This window comes from Neobacillus drentensis (assembly GCF_036965425.1).
In the GTDB taxonomy this organism is placed as follows: Bacteria; Bacillota; Bacilli; order Bacillales; family Cytobacillaceae; genus Neobacillus; species Neobacillus drentensis_F.
In genome coordinates this window covers 19,262-45,075 of the sequence record NZ_JBALPP010000071.1, presented here as the reverse complement: position 1 = coordinate 45,075, position 25,814 = coordinate 19,262, and the positions used below count along the sequence as shown (strand labels likewise).

The 25,814-nt window shown below is 38.8% G+C and carries 26 protein-coding genes and 1 riboswitch; of the genes, 21 read left to right on the top strand and 5 right to left on the bottom strand.

What is annotated here, in order from left to right:
• The coding region (locus tag V7161_RS30430; RefSeq protein WP_420491639.1) for a CotG/ExsB N-terminal domain-containing protein at positions 1-149 on the bottom strand (149 nt) is incomplete at its 3' end.
• Between the two features lie 278 nt (positions 150-427).
• Here V7161_RS30430 and V7161_RS18005 point away from each other — a divergent pair.
• Entirely contained in the window at positions 428-964 is a 537-nt protein-coding gene (locus tag V7161_RS18005) for a sugar O-acetyltransferase (protein WP_335714334.1), read from the top strand.
• Between the two features lie 154 nt (positions 965-1,118).
• Here V7161_RS18005 and V7161_RS18000 read toward each other — a convergent pair whose 3' ends face one another.
• Entirely contained in the window at positions 1,119-1,403 is a 285-nt protein-coding gene (locus V7161_RS18000; RefSeq protein WP_335714333.1) for a hypothetical protein, read from the bottom strand.
• A 336-nt stretch (positions 1,404-1,739) separates the two neighbouring features.
• On the opposite strand from V7161_RS18000, the gene V7161_RS17995 reads away from it, so the two are divergent.
• The 3 genes from V7161_RS17995 (at position 1,740) to V7161_RS17985 (ending at position 3,746) form a co-directional block, all read left to right on the top strand.
• Positions 1,740-2,540 (top strand): polysaccharide deacetylase family protein, encoded by an 801-nt coding sequence (locus tag V7161_RS17995; RefSeq protein WP_335714332.1) that lies wholly within the window; start codon positions 1,740-1,742, stop codon positions 2,538-2,540.
• 258 nt (positions 2,541-2,798) lie between these two features.
• Positions 2,799-3,182, top strand: coding sequence for a VOC family protein (locus V7161_RS17990; RefSeq protein ID WP_335714331.1), 384 nt, complete (start codon positions 2,799-2,801; stop codon positions 3,180-3,182).
• 129 nt (positions 3,183-3,311) lie between these two features.
• Positions 3,312-3,746 carry a hypothetical protein gene (locus V7161_RS17985; RefSeq protein WP_335714330.1) on the top strand — a complete coding sequence of 145 codons (435 nt, stop codon included), beginning with the start codon at positions 3,312-3,314 and terminating at the stop codon, positions 3,744-3,746.
• Between the two features lie 36 nt (positions 3,747-3,782).
• On the opposite strand, the gene V7161_RS17980 is transcribed toward V7161_RS17985, so the two are convergent.
• The gene (locus V7161_RS17980) at positions 3,783-4,280 is read right to left on the bottom strand and encodes an acyl-CoA thioesterase (protein ID WP_420491635.1); all 498 of its coding nucleotides are present in this window, start codon (positions 4,278-4,280) and stop codon (positions 3,783-3,785) included.
• Positions 4,281-4,575: 295 nt separating this feature from the next.
• Between V7161_RS17980 and V7161_RS17975 the strand changes: the two genes are divergently transcribed.
• The 8 genes from V7161_RS17975 to V7161_RS17940 all read left to right on the top strand — a co-directional run bounded on the left by V7161_RS17975 (position 4,576) and on the right by V7161_RS17940 (position 14,518).
• The gene (locus V7161_RS17975) at positions 4,576-5,370 is read left to right on the top strand and encodes a VCBS repeat-containing protein (RefSeq protein WP_420491638.1); all 795 of its coding nucleotides are present in this window, start codon (positions 4,576-4,578) and stop codon (positions 5,368-5,370) included.
• Between the two features lie 798 nt (positions 5,371-6,168).
• The gene (locus V7161_RS17970) at positions 6,169-7,197 is read left to right on the top strand and encodes an asparaginase (RefSeq protein ID WP_335714328.1); all 1,029 of its coding nucleotides are present in this window, start codon (positions 6,169-6,171) and stop codon (positions 7,195-7,197) included.
• Positions 7,198-7,266: 69 nt separating this feature from the next.
• The gene (locus V7161_RS17965; protein WP_420491637.1) at positions 7,267-8,847 is read left to right on the top strand and encodes a glutathione ABC transporter substrate-binding protein; all 1,581 of its coding nucleotides are present in this window, start codon (positions 7,267-7,269) and stop codon (positions 8,845-8,847) included.
• A gap of 61 nt (positions 8,848-8,908) precedes the next feature.
• The gene (gene gsiC / locus V7161_RS17960; RefSeq protein ID WP_335714326.1) at positions 8,909-9,829 is read left to right on the top strand and encodes a glutathione ABC transporter permease GsiC; all 921 of its coding nucleotides are present in this window, start codon (positions 8,909-8,911) and stop codon (positions 9,827-9,829) included.
• A gap of 27 nt (positions 9,830-9,856) precedes the next feature.
• Entirely contained in the window at positions 9,857-10,762 is a 906-nt protein-coding gene (locus tag V7161_RS17955) for an ABC transporter permease subunit (protein ID WP_335714325.1), read from the top strand.
• Positions 10,763-10,783: 21 nt separating this feature from the next.
• A complete protein-coding gene (locus tag V7161_RS17950; RefSeq protein ID WP_335714324.1) occupies positions 10,784-11,773 on the top strand; it encodes an ABC transporter ATP-binding protein in 990 nt (329 codons plus the stop codon).
• Positions 11,774-11,776: 3 nt separating this feature from the next.
• Positions 11,777-12,739, top strand: coding sequence for an ABC transporter ATP-binding protein (locus V7161_RS17945; RefSeq protein ID WP_335714323.1), 963 nt, complete (start codon positions 11,777-11,779; stop codon positions 12,737-12,739).
• A 39-nt stretch (positions 12,740-12,778) separates the two neighbouring features.
• Positions 12,779-14,518: a sigma 54-interacting transcriptional regulator gene (locus V7161_RS17940; RefSeq protein WP_335714322.1), complete on the top strand. Its 1,740-nt coding sequence runs from the start codon at positions 12,779-12,781 to the stop codon at positions 14,516-14,518.
• Positions 14,519-14,820: 302 nt separating this feature from the next.
• Here V7161_RS17940 and V7161_RS17935 read toward each other — a convergent pair whose 3' ends face one another.
• Positions 14,821-15,366 carry a TetR/AcrR family transcriptional regulator gene (locus tag V7161_RS17935; protein ID WP_335714321.1) on the bottom strand — a complete coding sequence of 182 codons (546 nt, stop codon included), beginning with the start codon at positions 15,364-15,366 and terminating at the stop codon, positions 14,821-14,823.
• Positions 15,367-15,591: 225 nt separating this feature from the next.
• On the opposite strand from V7161_RS17935, the gene V7161_RS17930 reads away from it, so the two are divergent.
• From V7161_RS17930 to V7161_RS17920, 3 genes are all read left to right on the top strand, one after another.
• A complete protein-coding gene (locus tag V7161_RS17930) occupies positions 15,592-16,347 on the top strand; it encodes a carboxymuconolactone decarboxylase family protein (RefSeq protein ID WP_335714320.1) in 756 nt (251 codons plus the stop codon).
• 38 nt (positions 16,348-16,385) lie between these two features.
• Positions 16,386-16,796, top strand: coding sequence for a cupin domain-containing protein (locus tag V7161_RS17925; RefSeq protein ID WP_335714319.1), 411 nt, complete (start codon positions 16,386-16,388; stop codon positions 16,794-16,796).
• 229 nt (positions 16,797-17,025) lie between these two features.
• Positions 17,026-18,135, top strand: coding sequence for a glycosyl hydrolase family 18 protein (locus tag V7161_RS17920; protein ID WP_335714318.1), 1,110 nt, complete (start codon positions 17,026-17,028; stop codon positions 18,133-18,135).
• Positions 18,136-18,244: 109 nt separating this feature from the next.
• Here V7161_RS17920 and V7161_RS17915 read toward each other — a convergent pair whose 3' ends face one another.
• Positions 18,245-19,717 carry a flavin monoamine oxidase family protein gene (locus V7161_RS17915; RefSeq protein WP_335714317.1) on the bottom strand — a complete coding sequence of 491 codons (1,473 nt, stop codon included), beginning with the start codon at positions 19,715-19,717 and terminating at the stop codon, positions 18,245-18,247.
• A gap of 238 nt (positions 19,718-19,955) precedes the next feature.
• Between V7161_RS17915 and V7161_RS17910 the strand changes: the two genes are divergently transcribed.
• From V7161_RS17910 to V7161_RS17885, 6 genes are all read left to right on the top strand, one after another.
• Positions 19,956-20,402 (top strand): hypothetical protein, encoded by a 447-nt coding sequence (locus V7161_RS17910; protein WP_335714316.1) that lies wholly within the window; start codon positions 19,956-19,958, stop codon positions 20,400-20,402.
• A 1-nt stretch (position 20,403) separates the two neighbouring features.
• Entirely contained in the window at positions 20,404-20,628 is a 225-nt protein-coding gene (locus V7161_RS17905) for a helix-turn-helix transcriptional regulator (protein WP_335714315.1), read from the top strand.
• A gap of 41 nt (positions 20,629-20,669) precedes the next feature.
• Positions 20,670-21,368 (top strand): DUF4386 domain-containing protein, encoded by a 699-nt coding sequence (locus tag V7161_RS17900; protein ID WP_335714314.1) that lies wholly within the window; start codon positions 20,670-20,672, stop codon positions 21,366-21,368.
• Between the two features lie 340 nt (positions 21,369-21,708).
• Positions 21,709-23,424, top strand: coding sequence for an aromatic amino acid hydroxylase (locus tag V7161_RS17895; protein ID WP_335714313.1), 1,716 nt, complete (start codon positions 21,709-21,711; stop codon positions 23,422-23,424).
• A gap of 4 nt (positions 23,425-23,428) precedes the next feature.
• Positions 23,429-24,067, top strand: coding sequence for a GTP cyclohydrolase I FolE (folE, locus tag V7161_RS17890; RefSeq protein WP_335714312.1), 639 nt, complete (start codon positions 23,429-23,431; stop codon positions 24,065-24,067).
• A gap of 159 nt (positions 24,068-24,226) precedes the next feature.
• Positions 24,227-25,438: a cytochrome P450 gene (locus tag V7161_RS17885; RefSeq protein ID WP_335714311.1), complete on the top strand. Its 1,212-nt coding sequence runs from the start codon at positions 24,227-24,229 to the stop codon at positions 25,436-25,438.
• Between the two features lie 145 nt (positions 25,439-25,583).
• Positions 25,584-25,776, top strand: a riboswitch (cobalamin riboswitch).
• The last annotated feature ends 38 nt before the right edge of the window (positions 25,777-25,814 follow it).

Sequence of the window (25,814 nt, the reverse complement as noted above, 5' to 3'; positions counted from 1 at the left end):
CCAGTACCACGGCCAGTGCTACGGCCTTTGCCACGGCCAGTGCGACGAGAATAAGGGCTTTGATGCATAAAATCGCCTAATCCAATTTTTTCAGCTTCTTTAATTGCTTCTTGGATCTCTAATGCTGAATATCCATTCAATGAAAACACCTCCTTTTGTTCTTACATAACTGCATGAAAGAGAAATGAACCTTTCATAGTTATATCGTATGGTACGAGCTTTTTTTTGAAAGAGACAGACGTTTATAATTTAAATAAATATTTTCTGAAAATAGAATACTTTGTAAAATATTTCACTTAAACTATCGGATGCGAGAGTTAAAGATACCAGATCGCTACGACTGTCTTTTTTGCATGTTTTGCTAACGGGGCAGGTTACTTGAAGGTAATGTGGAATTCTATAAATAACTGAAGAAAGGAGACTAGATATGGAGTATAAAGAGAAAATCTACTACGAACGAGGTACGGACGAGCTAAGGTTGAAAAATATCATTGCTAATAAACTTGTTCAAGAGCTTAACAATTGTCCAATCGAAGATTTAGAAAGAAAAGATGAAATTATAAGGGAATTATTCGGAGGTGTCGGAGTAAATCCGAGTATTGAGCACAATTTCCACTGTGACTTAGGATACAACATCCATATTGGAGACAACTTCTATGCTGGATATAACTGTACGATATTAGATATGGCAGAAGTAAGGATTGGTGACGACTGTATGATTGGTCCTAATGTTGGACTATACACTGCAGGTCATTCAATTGAACCTAAAGATAGAAACAAGAGTGGTTATGCAATTCCAATAACAATAGGAAATGATGTGTGGATTGGTGGCAGTTGTGTTATCTTACCTGGAATCACTATTGGTAATAATTCAATTATTGCTGCTGGTTCTGTTGTTACGAAAGATGTACCTACTAATTCAATAGTGGCGGGAAATCCAGCGAAGATATTGAAAAGTATATAAAGTTCTCATGTTCCAAGAAAGATTGTGAAATATTTTACTTAAAGGAACGGGTGTTTGAGTGAAAGATGTATCCAATTGGATCGAATTAAAAAAGGCTATCCTATTGGGGTAGCCTAGTAATATCAAGTTGTGGAAAACGGTGCCAATAAAAAAATTATTTATCGTTTCTTCCACGTCTAAATGATAATAAGGTTGTTTTTAATGACGCGTAAGAACCTATCGCAGCATATCCATAGAACCACCCCATAAAAATACCTGCTACTAGATGATGTCTGTGACTTATAAAAATTGAAATACCTAATCCCAAAATAAGAGCAATAGTTGGTACAAACTTTTTTGGGACCTTCAGAATCACTTTTAGTATTTCAGTAAAAATCATTATTAATGGGACTGCTATTACAGCATCCCAAAAATTAGTATGTATCGTGGGGAAATCCATTTGGAACACACCTTTTTACATTCATTATGTCCTTATTATAGAAAAATAATAGTGAGCACATTGATGGAGTGAACAGTAAAAAGTACTGTGATCAAAAAGATGCACATAGGTTTTATATGCGGCAAGGGTTTACGGAATCCCCAAAAAATTTATTAAAATGTTACCTCAATCTGACTAATATCCGTATTCTTGTTCAACTTACAGAGTACTTTACTTCAATAAACTCAATATCATACCGTGAAACTAGATCCTATAACATTTCATATTCTGTTTTCGATAAATATTTTTAATATAGACTAGAGAAAATAAGTTCATCATGAAAGAGGAGCTTATCCAATGAAAAAAATTTTGTTCATTAGCGTGCTTTTATTGATTTCTTTTTTCTCCTTTCAAGTAAATTCAGACGCATCCAATAACAGTCGAGAAGAATATGAAAAAACTGGACGTGTTATTTGGGAAGTAAACACAAAAGAAAAGTTAGTTGCCCTTACTTTCGATGATGGACCTCATCCTGTTTTCACTCCTCAAATACTTAATATATTAGCAAAACATGATGCTAAGGCAACATTTTTTGTAGCTGGCAATAAAGTAGTCAGATTTCCAGAACTATTAAAAAGAGAAGTTAAAGAAGGACATGAAATTGCCAATCATACATTCCATCATATTTATGGGAATATAACCTCTGCAAAACTTTCCTCTGAATTAGATGAAACAGATAAAATTATTAGGAAATTCACTGGTTTAAAACCGTCTCTCTATCGTCCCGTGGGGGGCTTTTATAATGATGTAATTATTAATACCGCTATAAAAAATGGAAAAGAGGTCGTATTATGGTCATGGGATCAAGATTCTCGTGATTGGGCAAATCCTCCAGCAAGTCAAATTTACAGTAATATTAAAAAAGGAGTAAAACCAGGTAAAATCATTATATTTCATGATTGGCATGGTAGTGAATATACACAAACCTGTTCTACAACAAAAGCCTTAGAAAACATTTTGGAGTATTTAGACAAGAACGGGTATAAATGTGTAACGGTAACTGAATTGCTCTACCGTTCAACGCAAATAATTCCAGAGTCTTTTGAAATTTATCCTTCAAAGAAAGGAAAAACTTCTCAAATTAAATTAATGTTTTAAAAATACTTTTTCGCATCGTTTTGTGAAATAGTTCTTTTTCTAGTAAAGGGTGCAAGAGTTTAAGATTTAGCTGCCATTTTTGGCGGCTTTCTTCTTGTGCTAAAGGGGAAGGTTATTGAAAACTTGATTTAGAAATACTGATTTAAATGTTATGATAAATTCTGAAAAGACATTTAACAAATCTGTGGGTTATTTTATCTGCAGCCAGATTGTTACTAGAGCAATATACATAGCAAATCTTAAAGGAGGCAAAAATATATGAAAATCATTGTTACCAGTTTATTCGTTCAAGATCAAGACCAGGCACTGGACTTCTATTCAGAAAAGCTAGGTTTTGTAAAAAAGCATGACGTTCCCGTAGGAGAATATAGGTGGATAACACTTGTTTCTCCGGAGGACCAAGAAGGTACCGAGCTTTTGCTCGAACCGAATAACCATCCAGCCGCCAAAGAGTATCAAAAAAAGATATTTGCCGAAGGCATCCCTGCCACAATGTTTGGCGTTGCAGATATTCGAAAAGAGTACGAACGGTTATTGGAAAAAGGCGTGAAGTTTACAATGGAGCCGACAAAAATGGGCGAAATCACAATAGCTGTTTTCGATGATACATGCGGCAACCTTATTCAAATCATGCAGAAGTAACGTTTTGATGAAAAAGTTATCCCATAAAGTGTTTTTATCAGCATTAAAAAACAACATAATGTTAACCCTGTCCTAATTTAGGACAGGGTTATACAATTTTAAGGTTTACTAGTTACAGGAAGTGATAATTTGGTCGTTTATTATTTGATGCTCATACTTGGATCCTTATTTGTACTAGGCGCAGTAATTGCCTTAATTGTAATGTATGGTACTAATGACTTTCGAATATTAAATGTAGGTAAATGTCTTGGAATTTTATGTTTAGGTGTGTTACTTTTAGTGATTACTCTCCCAAGCCTAAAATATGTTGTGCTTAAGGAATATGATGTTGTCAGTGGGACATGTGTTATTGAAATAGATTCATCAGGTCGTTCTCCTGAAGCGGACTTTAAAATGCTCAAAACAGATGAAATATATTCCTTCAGAGATATTCCTGCACTTGATGCTTATGGAAAGTCAATCCCTTATTATTGTGAAGTGACAGTAACAAAAGACCATATGTTTGAAATTAGCTATAAAGTATTTGATGTCAAAACTCGAAAGTTAATAAAAACAAGTAAATAACATATAACATATGACCGAACTCGCTAATTTGCTTTTTTATTTTCTGCCAAACGTTTGTGCTAGATGCTTGCTTTGCTCTCTTCGTAGCTTTCTGGTAATGGACCTTTCTTTTCCGGAATTAAACAAATAGTGCTCTTCCTCTGTTTCGGGATACACAGTAGGCACTGGGGCCGGCCGCCCTTTTTCATCTAACGATACAAAGGTCAAAAATGAAGTCGCCGCAACCCTGCTTTCCCTAGTAAAGTAGTTGTCTGCTGTTATTTTTACAAACACTTCCATCGAGGTGTTCCCCGTCCAAGTGACAAACGCCTCTAGAGTAACTGCATCTTGAAGGGTTATCGGGTGCAAAAAATCGACCGAATCGGTACTTGCGGTCACAACGGGTTTTCCACAGTGTTTGACAGCGGCAATACCAGCAACGCGGTCAATTCGGCTCATCAGAGCGCCTCCGAAGAGAGTCTGGTGTGGATTGGTGTCGTTTGGCAGGACTCCGTCGGTTTGAATTGTTCTAGATTCACTACAAGCTTTTTTCATAAATATAAGATCCTTCTCTCACTATGTGTGTTTTTTTTCCTATTATACCATAGATTACTAGAGGGCGATTCTCGTGGTTCAATTGACAATGGAATGCTACTCAAAATCCCACATATATATCTAAGTGTATATTAATTTGACAGGTGGTGATGCAGTGGGCACCAATGATTTCAATAAAGAACTCCATCACTATTACACAAAAATACGTGAAGCGAATCATCCTTTTTATTGGTATTGTTTGGCGAATACGCAGGCAAGAGCTGGATTATTAAATGAAGCACTGCAAACGATTGATATGGCTTTGTCCTTTCCAAATCCGTATCCTTCAAAACACAAACTTCTAGAAATACGGGCAGGTCTGCAATCTGCTGATCTAAGAAAAATGCGCACCAACAGTCCCTCCGTCCTAACGGTTAAGAGGGGCGATATAGACGGAGACGGGATAAAGGATAATGTTTTTCTAACTGCGAATAAAACCCCTGATAGTCCATTTTGGAAAGATATCAAGTTAGTGGTCCAAAATGGGAGAACCCATAAATATGAATACACCACTTTTAAAAATAACTCTGGATACAATCCTACTCTTTTTCTTGGTGATTTTACAGGTAAAAAAGGCGATGATATTTTAGTGGTCATTGATACCGGTGGAAGCGGCGGTGCGATTTACGCGTATATTTTTTCAACTATTAACGGTCAATTAAGGCAGATTTTTGATTCGGATACATTCAATGAATCCTATAAGTATGATGTGACATTTGAGAATCAATACAAAGCAAAGGTGACCAGTTATCATCTCAAACAAAAGTATATTCTTGACCTTACATACAAGGGGAAGGAATATCTATCGGAAATATATAATCCCCAAGGTATTTTGAAGGCCCCTATTAATGGCTGGGTTAATCCTTTGTCAGGTTTTTATCCAGTTGATATAAACAGGGATGGAATATATGAGCTGGCAGCGCATCAAAGGATAGCTGGCAGGTACAATGCTGATAGTCTTGGAGAAGTGCAAACCGTGTTGAAATGGAACGGCCAGGTATTTGCTACGGAAAGGCAGACAGTGGCTACCTATGGCGGGGAATTGCAATAGTTGAAAGAATGAGTTCGAAAGGTAATAATGGGCCAGGGGATTCACCCAATTTTAATGCTGACAAGAAAAAGGTAGGACATTTTTTAAATGTACAGGACGATTTACATGGATTCAAATGAAACGGCTGCCTTTTAAATAATTAAACCGTCTGTTTTGAGGTGCATATCACATAACTGGCAATGAAAATGGCGTGCAAACTGACATCAGTTTGACACGCCATTTTTTTGCATCTAAAGGTGGGGTACCACCAGCAAAACGCGGATTACCAATGTTAAGGAAATACAAATAAAAAAAGCCTAATTTCTTCGGTGTTATAAGTGGGCGCATGAGGAAAAGTTAAAATAATTTTATCAAGAAATGATTTTTTGCGAGGCCTTTCTAAATATTGTTTAATTGTTTAAACTCTTAAAAAAATTTCCAAAGCTCTCTAATAAATGTCCAAAGTGCACAGAAAAATATCCAACCCCCGCAAAAAAGTGTCCAATACTACCAAAAATTTGTCCAATGGTTCTCATAGTTTAATGGATGCTAGGTGGTTTCAGACGACACAAACTTTTTATTTCTTTTTTTTTTAGAGTCCTATATCCTCTAACTCTTTTTCTATAGTGAACCTCTTGTAATTAGTGTTAAAATTGGTTGAAACAGGTTAAAGAAAAATAATAAAAACCAATGAAAATTTTTCTATTACACACAAAATTTATCAAAATATCCAATTTTTTTAGTGAATAGGTTGTTTTAGGATGATTTATATTATATGATTATTTTAAATTATCAAACTATTCAATTATTAGGAGTGGTATGGTGGAATCTACTTTGTTAGTAAACGTAACAAGGGGAAATGTAGTTGAGAGCATTCATAATGGAAATGTGGCAGTAGTCGACGCAAAAGGTCAGTTGCTTTATTATGCAGGAAATCCTAAGAAAATTGTGTTTGCCAGATCCTCAATGAAACCAATTCAAGCTATTCCAGTCGTCGAGACAGGAGCTGCAGATCATTATGATTTCAGTGATGCAGACTTGTCCTTATGTTGTGCATCTCATAATGGAGAAAAAATGCACACGGATCGTGTTCTTACGATACTTGGAAAAGCCGGTATTGGTGATACCAGTCTAAAATGCGGCACCCATCCTCCACGCTGGCCGGATACATACAAAGAACTTATTCTTCAAGGTAAAGAAGTAACCCCTTTATACAATAATTGTTCAGGGAAGCATACAGGGATGTTGATTACAGCAAAACAAATGAATGAACCGCTTGAAAATTACTATTCTTTCAATCATCCTGTTCAGCAGCGAATACTAGCTGCAGTAAGTGAAATGACCGAATATCCAAATGATGAAATTGAAATTGGAATTGATGGCTGTGGCGTTCCTGTACATGGGGTACCTCTTGAAAATTTGGCTCATGGCTATGCCAAATTAGCCCGGCCAGATGAACTTCCAGAAAAACGCAGGAATGCAATTAGGAGAATTACGAAGGCGATGGTTACAACACCCGAAATGGTGGGGGGGACAGATCGCTTTTGTACGGATTTCATGAAAGCTGGAAAAGGAAGATTTATTGGCAAGGCTGGCGCTGAGGGCGTTTATTGCATTGGCGATTTGGAAAAAGGAATCGGAATTGCGGTGAAAATCGAAGATGGAGATGGACGAGCAGCTTATCCGGCTGCAGTGGAAGTCTTAAAACAATTGAATTTATTATCAGAGCAACAGATTGAGCTACTAATGAACCATTATCGACCAAAATTGCATAATTGCCGCGAAGAGGAAATTGGGGAGTTAGTTGCTGACTTCAAGCTTCAAAGTGCAACCGCACTTTTAAGTTAAATTTAAATATTCAAAGGGGGATTTTATTTGAAACATCGTTCATTAACTTTACTTATTGCCGCTTTTGTAATGTGCAGCATGTTCTTAATTGGCTGCAACAATTCAAACAGTGCATCAAGTAACACATCGAATGGCAAAAAAAATATTAAACCAGCCACGACACAAACGCTTGCCAAAAAAACAGGAAAAGATATTACGATTGCTGTTGCTAATACTTTTGTCAGCATGGATCCTCACGATACGAATGATACTTTATCCTACTCCGCTCAGAAAACAATGCTGGAAGGTTTGTTAGGATTTGATAAGGACATGAAGGTAGTTCCTGTCCTTGCAGAGAGTTATTCAGTAAATCCTGCAGCAACAGAATTTACCTTTAAGTTGCGACAAGGCATCAAGTTCCATGACGGAACACCTTTTAATGCAAAAGCCGTTAAAGTCAATATTGACCGGCTTGCAAATCCAACCCTTAACTTAAAACGTCATAGTCTCTTTAAGCTTGTAAAGGAAACAACGGTTGTTGATGAGAATACGGTAAAAGTGACATTAAGCCAGCCATTCGGTGCGATGATTAATACCTTTGCACATCCTGCTGCGATGATGATCAGTCCAAAAGCACTTGAGACATATGGAAAAGATGTTGCAAAAAATCCAGTTGGAACAGGTCCATTTAAATTTGCTGAATGGGATCCAAGTGACCATTTAAAGGTAGTTAAAAATGATCAATACTGGAGAAAAGGCTATCCAAAAGTAGATTCCATTTCATTCAAACCAACACCTGAAAATGGATCACGTGTAGCCAAACTGCAAACTGGTGAAGCAGATTTTATTTACCCTGTACCATCTGAACAGGCGGAAAGTATTAATGGTAAAAGTGGAATTGTGGTTGAAAATGCTCAATCCATTATCGTCCGTTATTTATCCATGAATACATTAAAGAAACCGTACAATGATGTCCGAGTTAGACAAGCGATTAACTATGCGATTAACAAGGATGCATTTATAAAGGTTGTAATGAATGGCTTTGCGACTCCATTAGATTCCATTATTGCTCCAAACGTACAGTTTTACGCAAAACAACAGCCGTATCAGTTTAATCTCGAAAAAGCTAAACAATTGTTGAAGGAAGCAGGTTACGATAAAGGCTTTACAGCAAAATTATGGGGTAATAACGACACAGGTGCCATTAAAGGAATGGAGTTTATTCAACAACAGTTAGCGCAAATTGGCATTAAAGTGGAAATTGTTCCAATGGAATCAGGTACAGAGTCAGATAAAATCTGGAACGTTGAAGACCCTAGTAAGGCTGATATTGAATTGTATTATGGCGGCTGGTCACCGTCGACTGGTGATGCGGACTGGGGAATCCGCCCATTATTAGGCGGAAATGATGCTTTTCCTCCAAAATCCTATAACACTGCTTATTATAACAGCCAGGAAGTAAACCAAGGTATCAGTGATGCACTGGCAACCGCAGACACAGATAAGCGAAAAGCGGCATATGAAAAACTAGAAAAGGCCATTTGGAATGATGCTCCATGGGCATTCTTATCTGTTGACGATACGATTGCAGGGAAGAAAAATTACTTAGACGGTATTTACCTTCTGCCAGACGGTTCATTAGATGTCTCGAATATTGAGATCAAACAGTAAGAGAGGGTGAGCGCTATAGTCATATAGCGCTCATCTAATTATCCGAAAGGGAGGAATCCAATTGTTACGCTATTTTAATAAAAGATTAATTGGAATCATACCTATCCTATTTTTTGTTTCCATTTTTATTTTTCTGTTTGTTCATTTGATTCCAGGCGATCCTGCCAGATTAGTAGCAGGGCCGGATGCCACACTTGACGATGTAAATGCCGTCCGGAAAGAACTTGGATTAGACAAGCCATTATATACTCAATATGTGAATTTTATGACCAATATTGTTCATGGTAACTTTGGTCTTTCATTAAAAACCAAACGGCCCGTTCTTACTGAAATTTCTGAGCGGTTTATGCCAACTTTCTGGCTGACTTTGTGGAGTATGATTTGGGCCTATCTCTTTGGCCAAATTGTCGGGGTTATATCCGCAACGAAAAGAAATAAGTGGCAGGATTATCTTGGTATGTTTGGAGCCATTGCTGGAATCTCTATCCCTTCCTTTTGGCTGGGATTAATGCTGATTCAATTTTTTTCCGTACATTTAGGATGGCTTCCTACAGGAGGTTTGGATTCTTGGAAAAGTTATATCTTACCATCTATCACCTTAGGTGCAGGGGAGGCAGCGTTTATTGCCAGGTTCTCTCGTTCTTCACTAATGGACGTCCTAAATGAAGACTATATCCGCACCGGACGGGCAAAGGGATTAAAGGAAAGCGGCGTGGTTTGGGGACATGCCTTAAAAAATTCAATGATTCCAGTTGTGACCATGGCAGGATTGCAATTTGGTTTTTTGCTTGGCGGCTCCATCGTCATTGAAACGGTATTTAGCTGGCCAGGTCTAGGAAGATTGCTGATTGACTCTGTTTCCTTTAGGGATTACCCAGTCATCCAAGCCGAAATGCTCTTATTCTCTTTGGAATTCATTTTAATCAATTTGCTTGTTGATTTAATCTATGGATTCTTAAATCCGCAAATTCGTTACGAGTAAATGAACAAGAACAAGGAGGAATGAATAATGGCTGGAGTGAAAATAGAGGAAGTCATCGAACGGCCGCTTCCAAAACCAGTTAAAGGTAAAAAAAATACACCAGCTGCGGAGTTTTGGCGAAAGTTTAAGAAACAAAAAATGGCAGTTGCGGCCGGTGTTTTCGTAGGCATCCTGTTTCTTTTAGGTATTATTGGGCCTTATATTACTTCATATGGTGCAGCTCAATTTGACTATAATCATACTTTAGAGGGACCGTCGGCTATCCACTGGGCTGGAACAGATGCTTATGGGCGCGATATTTTTAGCCGGATTATTATTGGAACAAGGATCTCCTTATTTATTAGCTTACTGTCTGTTTTCTTAGGTGCAGTTGGTGGAACCTTTCTTGGTCTCATTAGTGGTTATTATGGGAAATGGATTGACAATATAATCATGAGATTTTGTGATATTCTTTTTGCCTTCCCGGGAATCTTACTGGCGATTGGGATTATTGCTATTCTTGGACCAGGCTTAGGAAACGTAGTGATTGCGATTTCCGTTTTTAGTGTTCCGATGTTTGCTCGGATTGTAAGAAGTAGTACATTAGCTGTTAAAACGGCAGTATATGTGGAAGCCACCAGGTCTATGGGTGCGAAACATGGAAGAATTATCTGGAAGCACATTTTTCCAGGAACCATCTCAGCCATTATCGTAAACTTTACCATGCGTTTAGGAACGGCCATTTTAACGGCAGCCTCTTTAAGCTTTATTGGGCTTGGTGCTCAGCCGCCTTCTCCAGAGTGGGGAGCAATGCTAAGCGGTGGAAGGGATTATTTAAATACTGCCCCACACGTTACTTTTTTTCCAGGGCTTGCTATCTTCCTGACTGTGCTTGCATTTAATCTGCTTGGTGATGGGCTCCGAGATGCGATAGATCCAAAAATGAAAGATTAACCATCAGAAAGGGGTAAGGTGATGGGTGAAAAATTACTGGATATAAAGAATCTGCAAACTCATTTTATTACTGACCGCGGAGTTATGAGGGCTGTTGATGGTGTCAATTTAACGGTTCATAAAGGGGAAACAGTCGGGGTAGTTGGAGAGTCAGGCTGTGGAAAAAGTGTTACTTCGTTATCGGTTATGCGGCTGTTAAAGGATACACCGGGAAAGATTATAGGGGGTACGATTGAATTTGAAGGCAAAAACCTGGTCGAGATTCCTGAAACAGAGATGCGAATGATTAGGGGAAATGAGATCGCGATGATTTTCCAGGAACCGATGACTTCGTTAAACCCTGTTTATAAAATTGGCAGGCAAATAGAAGAACCCATCATGCTTCATTTAAAATATAGCAAAAAACAAGCACTTGACCATGCTATAAAAATGCTTCAGCTCGTTGGGATACCGAGAGCGGAGGAGATTGTTAATGAATATCCCTATCAGCTGTCGGGTGGAATGCGGCAGCGCGTCATGATTGCGATGGCCATGGCGTGCCAGCCCAAACTCTTGATTGCGGATGAACCGACAACCGCATTGGATGTGACAATTCAAGCACAAATCTTAGACTTAATGAGAAAATTACGTGAAGAAAGCAGCTCTTCGATTTTGCTGATTACCCATGATTTAGGGGTTGTCGCAGAAATGTGTGACCGTGTAGTCGTGATGTATGCAGGAAAAGTGGTTGAAGAGGCTGATGTATATACGATATTTGAGAATCCTAAACATCCTTATACAAAAGGTTTGCTTGAATCGGTTCCAAAACTAGGTCAAAAAAGTAATCGATTAGGATCCATTCCAGGGAATGTCCCGACACCTGGCAATATGCCTAATGGATGTAAATTTGCTCCAAGGTGCAGTAAAGTCATGGGTATCTGCAAGAAACAGGATCCTGAATTAACCGTGATTGATCAGAATCACACTTGCAGATGCTGGCTTTATCAAGATAGCGGAGTATTGGAGGTTTAAGTGATGGAAGCTCCATTAGTAGAAGTAAAAAACTTGAAAAAATATTTTCCTAAAAAGAGCGGCTTATTTGGTAGAAAAAATTCATTTGTAAAAGCGGTAGATGACGTTTCCTTTACCATTAATAAAGGTGAAACGCTGGGCCTTGTTGGTGAAAGCGGCTGTGGAAAATCTACCACGGGAAGAATGCTGATGAGATTACTTGATCCTACCGAAGGGGAGATTTTATTTGAAGGAGAAGAGATTAGCAGTTTAAATGATAATCAAATCCGGGATATGAGAAAAGAATTTCAGATGGTCTTTCAGGATCCCTATGCATCCCTAAACCCAAGGATGAAGGTGGGAGATATAATCTCCGAGCCGTTAATTATTCATGGGTATCCTAAAGAGAAACGGGAAGAGCGAGTAAATAAGTTACTAGAGGTTGTGGGATTAAGTGCCTATCATGCCGATCGGTATCCTCATGAATTTAGCGGCGGTCAGCGCCAAAGAATTGGAATTGCTCGTGCCCTTGCAGTCAACCCGAAATTAATTATCGCAGATGAACCCGTTTCTGCATTGGATGTGTCCATTCAATCGCAAATTTTAAACCTTTTAAAGGACATTCAAGATGAATTTCAATTGACCTATTTATTTATTGCGCATGATTTGAGTGTTGTGGAACATATAAGTGATCGTGTAGGTGTCATGTATCTTGGAAAAATTGTTGAATTGGCTGATAAGGAGACCCTTTATCAAAATCCATTGCATCCCTACACAAAGGCTTTAATATCAGCAGTACCTATCCCTAATCCTCGGCTGAGAAGAGAAAGGATTATATTAAAAGGGGATATCCCTAGTCCATCAAATCCACCAAGCGGATGTACCTTCCATACGAGGTGTCCTTTTGCTTCGGATGTATGTAAAAAAGAGATTCCGAAACTTCGGGAAATTACATCTGGGCATTTAGTTTCGTGTCATTTATACTAGTATAATAGGAATACTTGGAGTTCGGAGGTTATACTAGCGATGTCTAATCAAATTGTTCACATAATAGCATATCAGGAGAAGTCATTAGAACGAGTAATGAAACAAATAAAGGAAGTTTTGGGACAACACATTAAAGTAAAGCCCACAACTTTAAAGGAAATCCGTCCTGAAATGGTTCATCCAAATGATATTGTCTTCCTTTACCATCCTATGATTAAAGGAATCGTGAATAAACTGATTCCACCCGAGTGTCCCTGTATTGTTGCAAAACGAGACATTAATATGGCTAATTGCAGAGAGTTGATCAATCTCCTTCCAGGTCAGAAGATACTTGTTGTTAATGATACAAAGAAAACGATTGAAGAAGCTGTTGCCTCACTTCGTGAGACGATCTCTGAGCATGAGTATTTTCCATATAATCCTGATGAAAATATTCCGGATGACATAGATTATATTTTAACTCCAGGGGAGATAGATTTATTACCTGATGGCTTAACAAACGTGATCAATATTGGAGATAGAATTTTAGATATTGAAACCTTTATCGAGTTTGCTGAATTGCTCGGTATCGACTATCAACCTCAGATGGTTAAGCGGTATATGAAATCTTTAGTTTCACTTTCATTGGAATATGAGGGAATGGATTACACAAAGGGGAACCGAATGAAGGACATTCGAAATGTTTCCCGTTATACGTTTGATGATGTAATTGCCGAAAGTACGTCCATGGTAAATACGGTTCACCTAGCAAAGGATTTTGCAAGGACATCTTTTCCTGTATTTATTTATGGTGAAAAAGGAGCAGGAAAAAGTATGCTCGCCCAAGCGATTCATCATTATTCCAATCATAACGGAGATCCTATTTTTTCTGTGAATTGCAAATCAAAACCAATTGACATGCTGGAAAAGGAATTGTTTGGGTTTGAGGAAGATCTTATCCATACAATGGGAGCATTTGAGATAACAAACAATGGAACGGTTTATTTGGAAGATGTAGATGAATTGCCTTTTTCACTCCAAATTAGAATATTCAATGCTGTGAAAGAAAGTAACTTTCTTCGAGTTGGCGGCACAACACCCATTCCATTTCAGGCACGGTTGATTGCCTGCAGTACAAAAGAATTAGACCAATTTGCTGACAATAGAACGTTTTATCGTCCTTTTTATGAAATGCTGACATCCCAAACTCTCATTGTCCCTTCTTTGAAGGAGAGAAGGGAAGATTTTGTGCCATTAATTGAGGAATTAAAACGAAGGCTCAAAAAAACAGATGTCATTTTTACAGATGAAGCTATGGAACATTTATTTTGTTATGGATGGCCGAGAAATGTAACGGAACTTTATGATTGTATTACCTATATTTGTTCTATGGGAGAGGATACCATAGGAGTGAAGTCGTTACCAATAAATATTAGGATGATGAGCGGGGAATGTAAACTTGGGTTATTGAAGGGACATAAGATTAACCCTTTAGATATTATTAAAAAAATTGAAGCCCATGGTTTTTTAGAGGAAAGTATCGAAATACTGAAAATATTTGCATTAGGGAAGCATGAACGAACCTCATTTGGAAGGCTGACTCTTAAAAAGCGTTTGGAAGAAGCAGGGATTTATCTATCTGAGCAACAAATTCGGATGAGAATGGAAATCCTCCAGGAGCTGGAATTATTAATTGTTCGACAGGGGCGAGCAGGGTCCACCATATCACAAATAGGTGAAGAATTTCTTCAATTTATACAGTCCTCTGCAAACGATAATATAAAAGGAAGTTATGATTGATTTAAGAGGCTAATGGCCTCTTAATTTTATTTTCCCATAAATTATTTACTAAGCATTTCTCAGTAATAAGGAATGCTTTTTATCTTTGTAAAAATATGAAAAGGGTGGTCATTGATACTGGTGGAAGCGGCGGTGCTATTTACGCGTATATTTTTTCATCTATTAACGGTCAAATAAGGCAGATTTTTGATTCAGGCTCTGTTAAGGAATATGTTGATTTTAGTAAAAATCAAAGCTTGGTGCTCTCCAAGCTTTTTAAAATTATTTATTATTCATTAAGGCAGGTTTTCCATGGATGTAAACTATAGATTCCTATCCAACAAAATCCCCACCTGTTCTGCCACAACTTGAGTTGGTTCAGATAAACCATTGGTGATCCACGCTGTTACGATCTCTACTATAGCTGCTCCAACAAATTTAAGAACTAAATCCTTACTTAATCCTTGATTTATTCCTTCGGTTACATCTACTTCACCCGCTAACTCCTCGATTACAAATTTTAGGAAGTGACTACGAAATGTAGGGGCTCCTTTACTCGCTAACATGGTTGAAAAGAATGAGGAATTACGTTCAAAGTATTCAAACCACATCAGATTTCCCTCGGTAAAATCCAAATCAGCTGCTAAAACGCACAGTTTCCTTAGTTCGTTAATATGTTCTTCAATGAGCTTATCCAGTAAATCAAATTTATCCATGTAATGATCATAAATGGTTCTTCGACCGACATTTGCCCTGTCGGAAATATCTTGGATCGTAATATGATCAAAACTTTTTTCAGACATTAGTTCCATAAAAGCCTTTTTTATTGCTTCTTGAGATTTTTGTTTTCTTCTATCCAAACTAGACATTATAGTTATCACCAAGCTTTCTTAAAAGTTATCGCACAAATTTACTCAACTTGTGCAATAACGCACAAATCACGGCATTTTGATTATTGCCGTTATCCTCTATTCATTTTATATTATATACAGGTGTGCGATAACGCATCAATATACGATAAACTAAAACATCAAATATTACTATCTTAGCAATAATAGAAGAGTTTATTAAAATCAAAGAGGAGGTTTAGAGTGATGGACCGTATTGAAAAGAGCAAGGAAAAGTTCAACCAGCTATTTGGTGAGGGAATAACGGCCGCACATGCTACCGATCCTGATTTTCAGGATATTCTAAGCCATTTCATTTTTGGGGAAGTTTTTTACCAAGGTAATCTGGATGATAAACAGCGCGAGTTGATTACCTTGGTGGTTCTTGCGACCAATCAAACTTTGCCTCAGCTAAAAGCACACGTAAGTGCGGCACTTAATGTTGGTTTAACACCCGTAGAAATCAAAGAGGCTGTTTATCAATGTGCTCCGTATATTGGTTTTCCGAAAACATTGAATGCTGTCAGTGAAGTGAATGAGGTTTTCAAAGCAAAAAATATTGCGTTACCAATTGAAAGTCAAAAGGAGGTTGATGATAATAATCGCTTTGACAAGGGACTTGCAGTTCAAGTAGAGATTTTTGGTGATGTGATTGCAAAAATGCGCGAAAATGCCCCAGAAAACCAAAAGCACATACAGGATTATCTTTCCGCTTTTTGCTTTGGAGATTTCTATACTCGCGGCGGACTGGATTTGAAAACACGGGAGTTGTTGACACTCTGCATCATTACTGCCTTAGGCGGTGCTGAAGGACAAGTTAAGGCCCATGTACAGGGTAACAAAAATGTGGGAAATGACAAGGAAACATTGATCACCGCACTCAGCCACTGTCTTCCATATATAGGCTTTCCAAGAACACTGAACGCATTAGCTTGCGTAAATGAAATGATTCCTGAAAATTAAGAAAGATTTTGTCTAATAAGTTTATTGGAGGAATAAAAATGGCAAAACATGAAGAAGTAAAAAATGGCGTTATTTTCCCAGCGGGAGAGAAAAATGAAGCATACGCACAATTTTTTGTAGGACAAAGTTATCTTAAAGGATTAGTTGCTGATCCTAAAGTGAGTGTGGGTGTTGGGAATGTAACTTTTGAACCTGGATGCAGAAATAACTGGCATATACATCGCGATGGATTTCAAATTTTATTGGTAACGGGTGGCGAAGGTTGGTACCAAGAAGAAGGAAAGCCTGCTCAATTCTTAAAAGCTGGCGATGTTATAGTCACACACGATGGTGTGAAACACTGGCATGGTGCCGCAAAAGATAGTTGGTTTGAACACATTGCAATTACTGCTGGTACTCCTGAATGGTTGGAACCTGTATCAGATGAGGAATATAACATAGTAAAATAATAGTTGAGGTTAAAAATAGCCCTGATTAGAGGGCTTTTTTTAGTATCCATCCCTATGAACATAGTTCTTTAACAGAACGTAATTAAAAAACATCTAAAAAACTGCTAGAAATTATTCTGGCAGTTTTTTGTGTGTTCAGGATTTCCATCCAAGGAGAAACTCAATGCGTGAATAAGTTACAACGTTTCTCATCAACTTAAGAAATATACCAATTAGAAGAAGGTGTATTATGGCGAAAAATGGTTATCGGTCCCTCACCATCATTTCTTTAAGCATGGCATTTCTACTAATGTCATCCTGTAACCAGTTACAAAGAAAAGAAGAACGCAATAAGGAGAAAACTCCTCGTGAAGTATTAGGCTTCTATACAGAACAGGAAGGAACGTATCCAGGGTCTCAAGCTACAGTTAACTCCCAATACAAGAGCTTAAGCGTCATTGCTCCCTTTTGGTATAAACTTGATGATAAACGTCCAGGCAGTCTTATAGATTCCGTAACAGCAGATCATAAAAGAAAGGTTATTCAGTCTGCTCATAAAAAACACCTGAAGGTATATATGGTTGTCCATAATCTCTTTTACGAAACCGTGGAGAAGGGCAAGCAAGTAGCGAGTAAGGTACTCGATACCGATAAAGACCGCAATGTTTTCATTCAGAACTTACGGAATGAAATAAACCAGTTTAAATATGACGGTATTAATATTGATATGGAAAACTTGTATTTGACTGACAGAGATTCCTTTAGCCAGCTGATAAAAGAATTGTCTGATGCACTAAATCAGGATGGAAAAGTAGTTACGGTTTCAGTCCCGGCAAACACAGGCGATTCCCGAGCTAATCCCTGGTCACCATGGTTTGATTACGAAAAGCTTGGTCAATATTCGGACGGGTTAATGATTATGACATATGATGAACACAACCCAAGAACAACACCCGGGTCAACAGCATCAGTCGAATGGACAGAAGCCACGATTCGTTATGCTTTGAAACATGGAGTGCCACCATCCAAAATTTTACTTGGTATCGCTGGTTACGGATGGGACTGGGATACAACAGCAGCAGACAAAGCCAAGTATAGCTCCTATAAAGAGTTAATGGGTCAGCAAACAAAATATAAAGCAAAAATAATATGGGACTCCAAATCGCAAACGCCTTATTTCAGTTACATTGATGAAAAACATCATAACCACCAGGCATGGTTTGAGAATAGCCATAGTCTGCGGTTTAAGTTAAACCTTGTAGAAAGATATAACTTACGTGGAATTGGGATTTGGCGGCTTGGCTTAGAAGATCCAAAGTATTGGACGACAATACCTGAGAAAATAAGAGTTAAAAAGTGATGGAATGGTTATCCAGTATTTATATAAAAGAAATAACTCAGTTCACCATGAACTGAGTTATTTACCTATATAGTCTGTATGTAGTTCCTGGTTCGGTTATTTCCCTTTTTTATTTTGGCAAGTGATTGACTTCATTCGCAACTCTGATTCCAGACTCAATGGCTCCTTGCATCCACCCGTGGGTAAGGGTGGTATGCTCACCTGCAAAGTGGACCCGACCTTCAGGTATTGGGATATAGGGGAAGAGTTCGTGTTCCTGACCAGGTTTAAAAGTCGCTAGTGCACCGCAAGCATATGGATGATCTACCCAGCTAAAGGACGTTCCTGAAACAAACTCTGAAAACACTTGGTCTCCGAAAATGACAGATAAGTTCTTTAAAGCGTAGTAAATTCGGTCTTCGTTGGATAAACCATTCCATGTCAAAGCCTCATCCGCCCACGTATAACTTGCCAAAACGACTGCCGGGCCCTTGGTTCCAATCCCCTGACTAGGGTAATAAGTGAAACGAATGGGTAGGTCCGTTATCGATTTACCACCATATTGATGTTCTTTTTCCCAAAACCTGCTTTTAAACTCTATCCCTACTTTCGTCGCAGCCATATAATTCAGTTCACGAATTGCTCTATGTTTATAATAGGAAAAAGAATGGTAGGGTTCCACTTCAACAAACCGTAAAACGGTAAAAGGGATGGTTATGATGGCAAGATCACTTGTCATAGAGGATTGTTGTAAGGTGTTAGAATGGTTTGAATGAATGGTTATACTCTTGGGTTGTTGAACAATTTTCGTCATCCTTTGATAGAACCTTATATCATCTTTTAATTGAGGCAAAAATGCCCTAGGGAGCAGGTCCATACCACCCGTTATCTCATAGAAACGATCGGTCCTAAAACTCGCCGATTCGCGTAAAACTTCCAGAAACGACATCCCCATATAAGCTTCATAGTCAAGAAGTAGTCCAATCATATCAACCGCACCAGCTGAAAAAGTGGTTCCAAATTGATAATGGTAAGACCTTAAAAATGTACCTAGCGAGTAATCTTTAAATTCTTTTTCGATAAGAGGCCAATTTTTTAAGGGATCTTTGTTGATAAAATCGACAATGGGCATCATCGCTAAGTTTAACAGATCCTCGGCGCTCTTGCCTCTTTCATTCCGATCAACAGGGAAGTTTAGAATACCTGGATTTCGTTCAAAAATGTCAAGACGAGTTTTGATTCCATTGAAGAAAAGAATATCGACTGGAGACCGATTGATAAACTGGTTTACGGGTAAACCGAATTGATAAATATACTCTAAAGTTAAAAGATGAGTATCAGGGATCCGCATAGGTCCAATGTTTAAATAAAGCCCACTGCTAAAAGGGGATCGTATGGCCGCGGCACGTCCACCCACTTTATTGGTTGCTTCAATAATCGTGACTTTGTGCCCTGCTTCCTTTAGGAGAGAAGCAGCAACAAGTCCAGCTAATCCTGCACCGACAATGGTAATGGTCTTAGGAATCCGTGACTTTGGCAGTCCATTTCTAATGATGCTAATCATTTGTTGAGTCGTTAATTTATTATTTGTGGAATTAGGCATCCAATCGCCCCTATTGAAAAAGATTAATACATTGTATTCAATGATCGGGATGCCTATGTTTTAAAAGGTTTTTTTGACAGGGGGCGAGCGGCAGAAAAAGACTGGCCGGAACATACTCCATTAGGTGGTGTCCGGCAAATTTTATGTCATCTTTACATAACTAAATGTAAACTTTTTTTTACATGATGCATATAATACTTTACCCGATGTAAAAGTGACCATACAGGAGGTGTAAACCTTGACCTATCAAGAAAAAAAGAGCATCGTATCAGTAATCACCGTAATACTCCTTTTCATCTCATTTTGGTTATACATGTACCCTCAGCATCCCGAGGGAGGACTGGAGTCAGCAGAAACCTTTCGCTATTGGGGCTACTTCGTCATCCAATTGACTTTGGTTTCAATCGTCGTGCACATCATAATCAGCATTATTTTTAATATCGTCTTTAGAATGACGACCAGAGAAAAGGAACCTACATTTGCAGATGAACTGGATAAGTTAATTTCCTTAAAAGCGAGCCGCAATTCTTTTTTTGTGTTTATCATGGGCTTCCTTCTTGCCATGGGTTCGCTGGTCATTTTTGAGCCGTCACAGGTGATGTTCATGATCTTGATTTTTTCAGGCTTCCTTTCAGATTTGACAGGTTCAGTTACGAAAATTTATCACTATCGGAGAGGAGTCTAACATGGGCAAAAATCTTGTCGGCAATCACATTCGAAAATTACGCTTCAACCATGATGAAATGACACAGCAGCAGCTGGCTGACAAGGTTGGCGTGACAAGACAAACCATCGTCGCTCTTGAAAAGGGGAAGTACTCCCCATCCCTGGAACTGGCTTTTCGCATTGCTCACGCCTTTAACTTACATTTGGAAGAAGTCTTCTTTTATCAAGACAACACAAAGAAATAAGCTTGAATGTGTAGAAATTTATCCAGAGAGGGCGATGAAAAATGAATTCAACTAAGAAAGCTGCAAAAATTGTGGGTGTACTATTTATACTTGCTGCCGTTACGGCAATAATCGGTCTTATTTTATACGACCCAATCCTTAATGGTCCTGATTATATGATAAATGGTTCCGAACACGCCAACCAGGTGGTACTCGGAGCGCTTATGGAGCTAATGCTCGTTATATCAGCAGTTGGTACTGCCACTACCATGTTTCCGATTTTAAGAAAGTATAATGAAACGATCGCTCTTTGGCATCTTTGTTTCAGGCTTCTTGAAGCAATTATTATTACAGTAGGTGTAATCAGCATGTTGTCCCTATTGACCTTAAGTCAGGAATTTGCAACTGCAGGAGCTCCGGATTCCGCATCTTTTCAAACTTCAGGTATCGTATTAAAAGCAATCCATGCATGGACATTTATGCTTGGTCCTCTTTTCATGCTGGGGATCAATACGATGATGTACAGTTATATTTTTTATAAATCGAGGCTCGTACCCAGTTTTATCCCTATTTTGGGGATGACAGGTGCAACTCTTGTTTTTATTTATGGATTGCTCGTAATGTTCAGTGTGATTGAACAAATTTCTGTTTGGAGTATATTGTCGCTGCCAGTTGCAGCGAATGAAATGATTTTGGCAGTATGGCTGCTGGTGAAAGGATTCGATGAATCTGCACTTGCTTCTCTTTCTGCAAAAAAGTAAGCGTTTATGAAAAATTATTTTAAAAAAACATTTGACAAGATGTCAATTTACCTTTAATTTATTAATATACTTTAATACTTAAAAGCGTTTTAGCGTTTAAGTGTGTTGGTGGATATAACAGCCTAGCATTCTAGTAGTACCTTCTTAACAGCCAATAGAGACTGGACGGGTGGTGAAAGTCCAGGTGAGAAGACGTATGAATTACACATGCAGCATTATGGGCATATTTTTTAGAGTGGACCCGATTGGGTCAAAAAGGGTGGTACCGCGGAGAGCTTCTTCGTCCCTTATTTGGGATGGAGGACTCTCTTTTTTATTTTTCAACAAGGAGTGACAGCAAATGGAAGCAACTTTAACAAAAATTCCGAAGCATTTACAAAAATATGTAGTGGATCAGCAATATGAAAAATACACAGCGGTTGATCAGGCTGTTTGGCGTTATGTGATGAGACAAAATCATCATTTCCTTAAAGAATCTGCCCATCCTGCCTACACGGGTGGTTTAACAGCCTCTGGTATTTCAATTGAAAAAATTCCGAATGTACATGATATGAACGAAGCACTTTCACCTTTCGGCTGGAGTGCCGCCAACATTGATGGATTCATTCCTGGAGTGGTTTTCTTCGATTTTCAGGCCCATGGCATTTTACCGATTGCTTCAGACATAAGGAAGCTGGAGAACATTCAATATACTCCAGCTCCTGATATCATTCATGAAGCGGCAGGACATGCTCCCATTCTAGTAGACGAGAAATTCTCGGAATATGTAAAACTATTTGGAAGCATTGGTTCAAAGGCACTTGCCACAAGCGAAGAACATGAATTGTTTGAAGCAACCAGAGCATACTCCAATCTTTTAGAAACCGGAACAGCAACCGAAAAAGAGATTGCTGCAGCAAAAGCACTTTTTGAAGAAAAACAAGCGAATGTCACCGAACTGTCAGAGGCAGAGCAAATTTCCAGACTGTACTGGTGGACGGTCGAATACGGGTTAATCGGGACCATGGAGGAACCAAAAATTTATGGTGCAGGTCTTCTGTCATCCGTGGCGGAAGGAAGAAGCAGTCTAACGGATTCGGTCGAAAAGCAGCCATTTGATTTGCAGACTGTGATTGAAACTGGCTTTGATATCACAAAGCCTCAGCCACAATTGTTTGTAAGTGAAAGTTTTGAGCAGTTAATAGAGGCGGTTAAGGAATTTGCCAGTAATATGGCGTTCAATAAAGGCGGGACTGAAAGCCTCGAAAAGGCACTCCGCTCTAACCATACGGCGACCATCCAATATGATTCTGGCGTTCAGCTGACTGGAACAGTAAGTACCATTTTAAAAGATTCGAACGGTGAGGCTTGCTACATTCGCACAAAAGGGCCATCGGCTTTAGCATTTAATCATAAAGAACTGCCTGGACATGGCAAGGGTAAACATGGAGATGGATTCGGTGCCCCGGTTGGAAGATTAAAAAAATCCACGTGTCCGCTAGGAGAAATGGAAATTGGAAAAGAGTACACGCTTCAATATGAAAGCGGTGTGACGGTGACAGGAATTCCTCAGCAATTCCTTTATGAACAAGACAGGCTTCTCGTTATTTCTTTCGAAAACTGTACCGTTTCATTCAACGATGTGATCCTCTATCATCCAGAATGGGGCACCTTTGACTTAGTAGTTGGAGAGACCATTACTTCTGTCTTTGCCGGAGCAGCAGACTCCGAACAGTTTTACTACGATATGGAAGAAGTGGTACAGAAGCCACTTCAGAAAAAGGAAGAAGCCATGCTTGAAAAGCTTTATAGCGATGTAAGGAGATTAAGAGAAACGGTCATGATCCGTAAAGAATTGGAAGAAGGACTGAAAAGAGTACTCGATCACCTATCTTCTGACTTTACAGAGGATTGGCTGCTGCGAGTGGAAATCTTTGAGCTTATGGAAGAGCATAATGTGCTTTCTTCTTGGAAAGATGCTCTCCTTCAACAGTTGGACAGAATCCAAACGATTCATCCGGAATTCCCTGAATTGATCCAAAGAGGTTTACGGTTAGCGAAAGAGAAAGGTCTGTGAAACTATGTTTATAAAAGAATTAGAATCTATTTCTAATAAATTTCCTGGAATAATTGGTGATCCTTACGCTAGGGACAATCAAAATAATGTTCAGGTTTTTAAGATCTTGTCAGCCCTTAGAGACCTGATTGAATTATGCGGGGATGATCCTGATCGAGATGGCCTTGAAGAGACGCCGCATCGGGTGCTAAAAGCATTTCTTGAGTATACGGAAGGAAACCGAGAAGACCCGAAAATCCATTTAGAAAAAACGTTTGATGTAAATCATAAGGAACTAATTCTGGTGAAAGACATTGAATTCCATTCTCTTTGCGAGCACCATTTTGCGCCATTTTTCGGTGTAGCCCATGTAGGATATATACCCCATGAAAAAATAACAGGTCTGTCCAAATTGGCACGCTTAGTAGAGGGATATGCCAAGAGATTTCAGGTTCAGGAACGTCTCACGAACGAAATTGCCGAGGCAATTGAGGAAATTCTTCAGCCAAGAGGGACGATGGTCGTCATTGAAGCCAAACATATGTGTATGTGTGGAAGAGGGGTAAAGAAATCGAATGCTACCACTACTACCACCGCTGCTCGTGGCGTATTTGCTGAACAATCCGATGCCAGGGCTGAGTTTTTATCATTTTTACAAAGATAAAAAATCACTAATATATACTATTAATATTAAACTCCTTCAGTCATTTACTGAAGGAGTATTCTTTTTAAAAGACTATTAGTACAATTAGTCATTAATCATTAGATTAGGTTATATTTATATTTGTAGACTTAAATATCATTGATTAATGGGGCTGATACAATGGAATCATTCTTTTCACCGGTAATACGCCGGAATCCTTATCCAATGTATAAAATGATGCGTGAGACACAACCGGTACAATTCTTAGAACCCTACAACATCTGGTCTGTTTTTCGCTATGATGATGTTAAAACAGTCCTGTCAGATCATACTCGATTTTCATCACAATACGTTGAAAAAAACCTGCCACAAGCATCTGCCTCCATGCAAACCAGAATGAACTCTAGTTTGATTACGAGTGATCCGCCTCGACACACGAAATTGCGTTCACTTGTCAGTCGCGCTTTTACTCCACGAGCAATTGAAGCATTTGAGCCACTGATTCATGATATTACGAACGAGCTTCTTGACCGAATTGCATATAAAGAAGATTTTGATCTTGTACAAGATCTCTCTTATCCTCTACCCGTTATCGTCATAGCCGAAATGCTCGGTATTCCAAGTGGGGACCGTGAACAATTTAAGTATTGGTCAGATGAAGTCGTTGCCTCCGCAGATCAAGCAATCGGTGGAACGAGTGCAGACTCGACAAAAGCACACCAGGAAATGAATGAATATTTCCGAAAGATTATTACGAAACGAAGAGAAGATCCGCAAGGTGATCTTATTAGTGCCTTAATTCAGGCAGAGGAGGATCATCAGCACCTAAGCGAGGAAGATGTATTATCATTTTGCTGGCTCCTGCTGGTTGCCGGTAACGAAACAACCACAAATTTAATTAGCAATACGGTCCTTACCTTATTGGAGCAGCCGGATGAGTTGGAACGACTTCGCAATAACTTGGACCTAATACCTTCTGCAATCGAAGAAACGCTGCGTTATCGTTCACCAGTGCAGGCCATGTTCCGATTTGCGAAGCAGGATATCGAAATAAGGGGTACAACAATTCCTGAAGGAAGTAGAATCATCGCGTGGATCGGTTCAGCAAATCGTGATCCCGATAAGTTTGCGAATCCGGAACAATTTGATATGAATCGATATCCGAATCCGCATATTGCATTCGGTCATGGAATCCATTATTGCTTGGGTGCACCATTAGCTCGAATGGAAGCAAAAATTGCCCTATCGTTGCTGCTATCTAGAATTTCTCATTTCGAAAGGATAGATAATGAACCACTGGAAATGGCTCGTGGTTTTATCGTACATGGAGTGAAGAATCTTCCTCTTAAGATCGTTGGACGAGAAAATAATCGGAAAAAACTTTATGGTTAAACAACAGGTGCTTCGCATGGAAGCATCTTTTTCAGTTTACAAGTATTTTTTATAAGATTAAAATTTTATTTTTTACTATCATTTACACCGGAACCGATTGTATACATTTCATTAATGTACTATACTATTGAAAGAGTTTACAAATTTCATAATCATGCCACTAGGTGCCTTTGTGAGAACAAAGGGTAACAGGGAATCGGGTGCAAGTCCCGAGCGGTCCCGCCACTGTAACCAAGAGAGCTCTCTTTCAATTATGTCACTTGATTAATCCAATCAGGGAAGACGAAAGAGCGCGATGATCTGGAAGCCAGGAGACCTACCTAGTGCGTAACACCAAAACATGCCTTCGCGGAAAGGAGAGGTGGACGAGAGATCT

Coding starts and splice junctions, on each gene's coding strand:
- V7161_RS17935 (WP_335714321.1), bottom strand. CDS start 15,366: ATGTCTAGTTTGGATAGAAGAAAACAAAAATCTCAAGAAGCAATAAAA.
- V7161_RS17940 (WP_335714322.1), top strand. CDS start 12,779: ATGTCTAATCAAATTGTTCACATAATAGCATATCAGGAGAAGTCATTA.
- V7161_RS17905 (WP_335714315.1), top strand. CDS start 20,404: ATGGGCAAAAATCTTGTCGGCAATCACATTCGAAAATTACGCTTCAAC.
- V7161_RS18005 (WP_335714334.1), top strand. CDS start 428: ATGGAGTATAAAGAGAAAATCTACTACGAACGAGGTACGGACGAGCTA.
- V7161_RS17900 (WP_335714314.1), top strand. CDS start 20,670: ATGAATTCAACTAAGAAAGCTGCAAAAATTGTGGGTGTACTATTTATA.
- V7161_RS18000 (WP_335714333.1), bottom strand. CDS start 1,403: ATGGATTTCCCCACGATACATACTAATTTTTGGGATGCTGTAATAGCA.
- V7161_RS17950 (WP_335714324.1), top strand. CDS start 10,784: ATGGGTGAAAAATTACTGGATATAAAGAATCTGCAAACTCATTTTATT.
- V7161_RS17915 (WP_335714317.1), bottom strand. CDS start 19,717: ATGCCTAATTCCACAAATAATAAATTAACGACTCAACAAATGATTAGC.
- V7161_RS17895 (WP_335714313.1), top strand. CDS start 21,709: ATGGAAGCAACTTTAACAAAAATTCCGAAGCATTTACAAAAATATGTA.
- V7161_RS17995 (WP_335714332.1), top strand. CDS start 1,740: ATGAAAAAAATTTTGTTCATTAGCGTGCTTTTATTGATTTCTTTTTTC.
- V7161_RS17970 (WP_335714328.1), top strand. CDS start 6,169: ATGGTGGAATCTACTTTGTTAGTAAACGTAACAAGGGGAAATGTAGTT.
- V7161_RS17885 (WP_335714311.1), top strand. CDS start 24,227: ATGGAATCATTCTTTTCACCGGTAATACGCCGGAATCCTTATCCAATG.
- V7161_RS17920 (WP_335714318.1), top strand. CDS start 17,026: ATGGCGAAAAATGGTTATCGGTCCCTCACCATCATTTCTTTAAGCATG.
- V7161_RS17965 (WP_420491637.1), top strand. CDS start 7,267: ATGTGCAGCATGTTCTTAATTGGCTGCAACAATTCAAACAGTGCATCA.
- V7161_RS17945 (WP_335714323.1), top strand. CDS start 11,777: ATGGAAGCTCCATTAGTAGAAGTAAAAAACTTGAAAAAATATTTTCCT.
- V7161_RS17990 (WP_335714331.1), top strand. CDS start 2,799: ATGAAAATCATTGTTACCAGTTTATTCGTTCAAGATCAAGACCAGGCA.
- V7161_RS17925 (WP_335714319.1), top strand. CDS start 16,386: ATGGCAAAACATGAAGAAGTAAAAAATGGCGTTATTTTCCCAGCGGGA.
- V7161_RS17975 (WP_420491638.1), top strand. CDS start 4,576: ATGGCTTTGTCCTTTCCAAATCCGTATCCTTCAAAACACAAACTTCTA.
- V7161_RS17930 (WP_335714320.1), top strand. CDS start 15,592: ATGGACCGTATTGAAAAGAGCAAGGAAAAGTTCAACCAGCTATTTGGT.
- V7161_RS17955 (WP_335714325.1), top strand. CDS start 9,857: ATGGCTGGAGTGAAAATAGAGGAAGTCATCGAACGGCCGCTTCCAAAA.
- folE (WP_335714312.1), top strand. CDS start 23,429: ATGTTTATAAAAGAATTAGAATCTATTTCTAATAAATTTCCTGGAATA.
- V7161_RS17980 (WP_420491635.1), bottom strand. CDS start 4,280: ATGAAAAAAGCTTGTAGTGAATCTAGAACAATTCAAACCGACGGAGTC.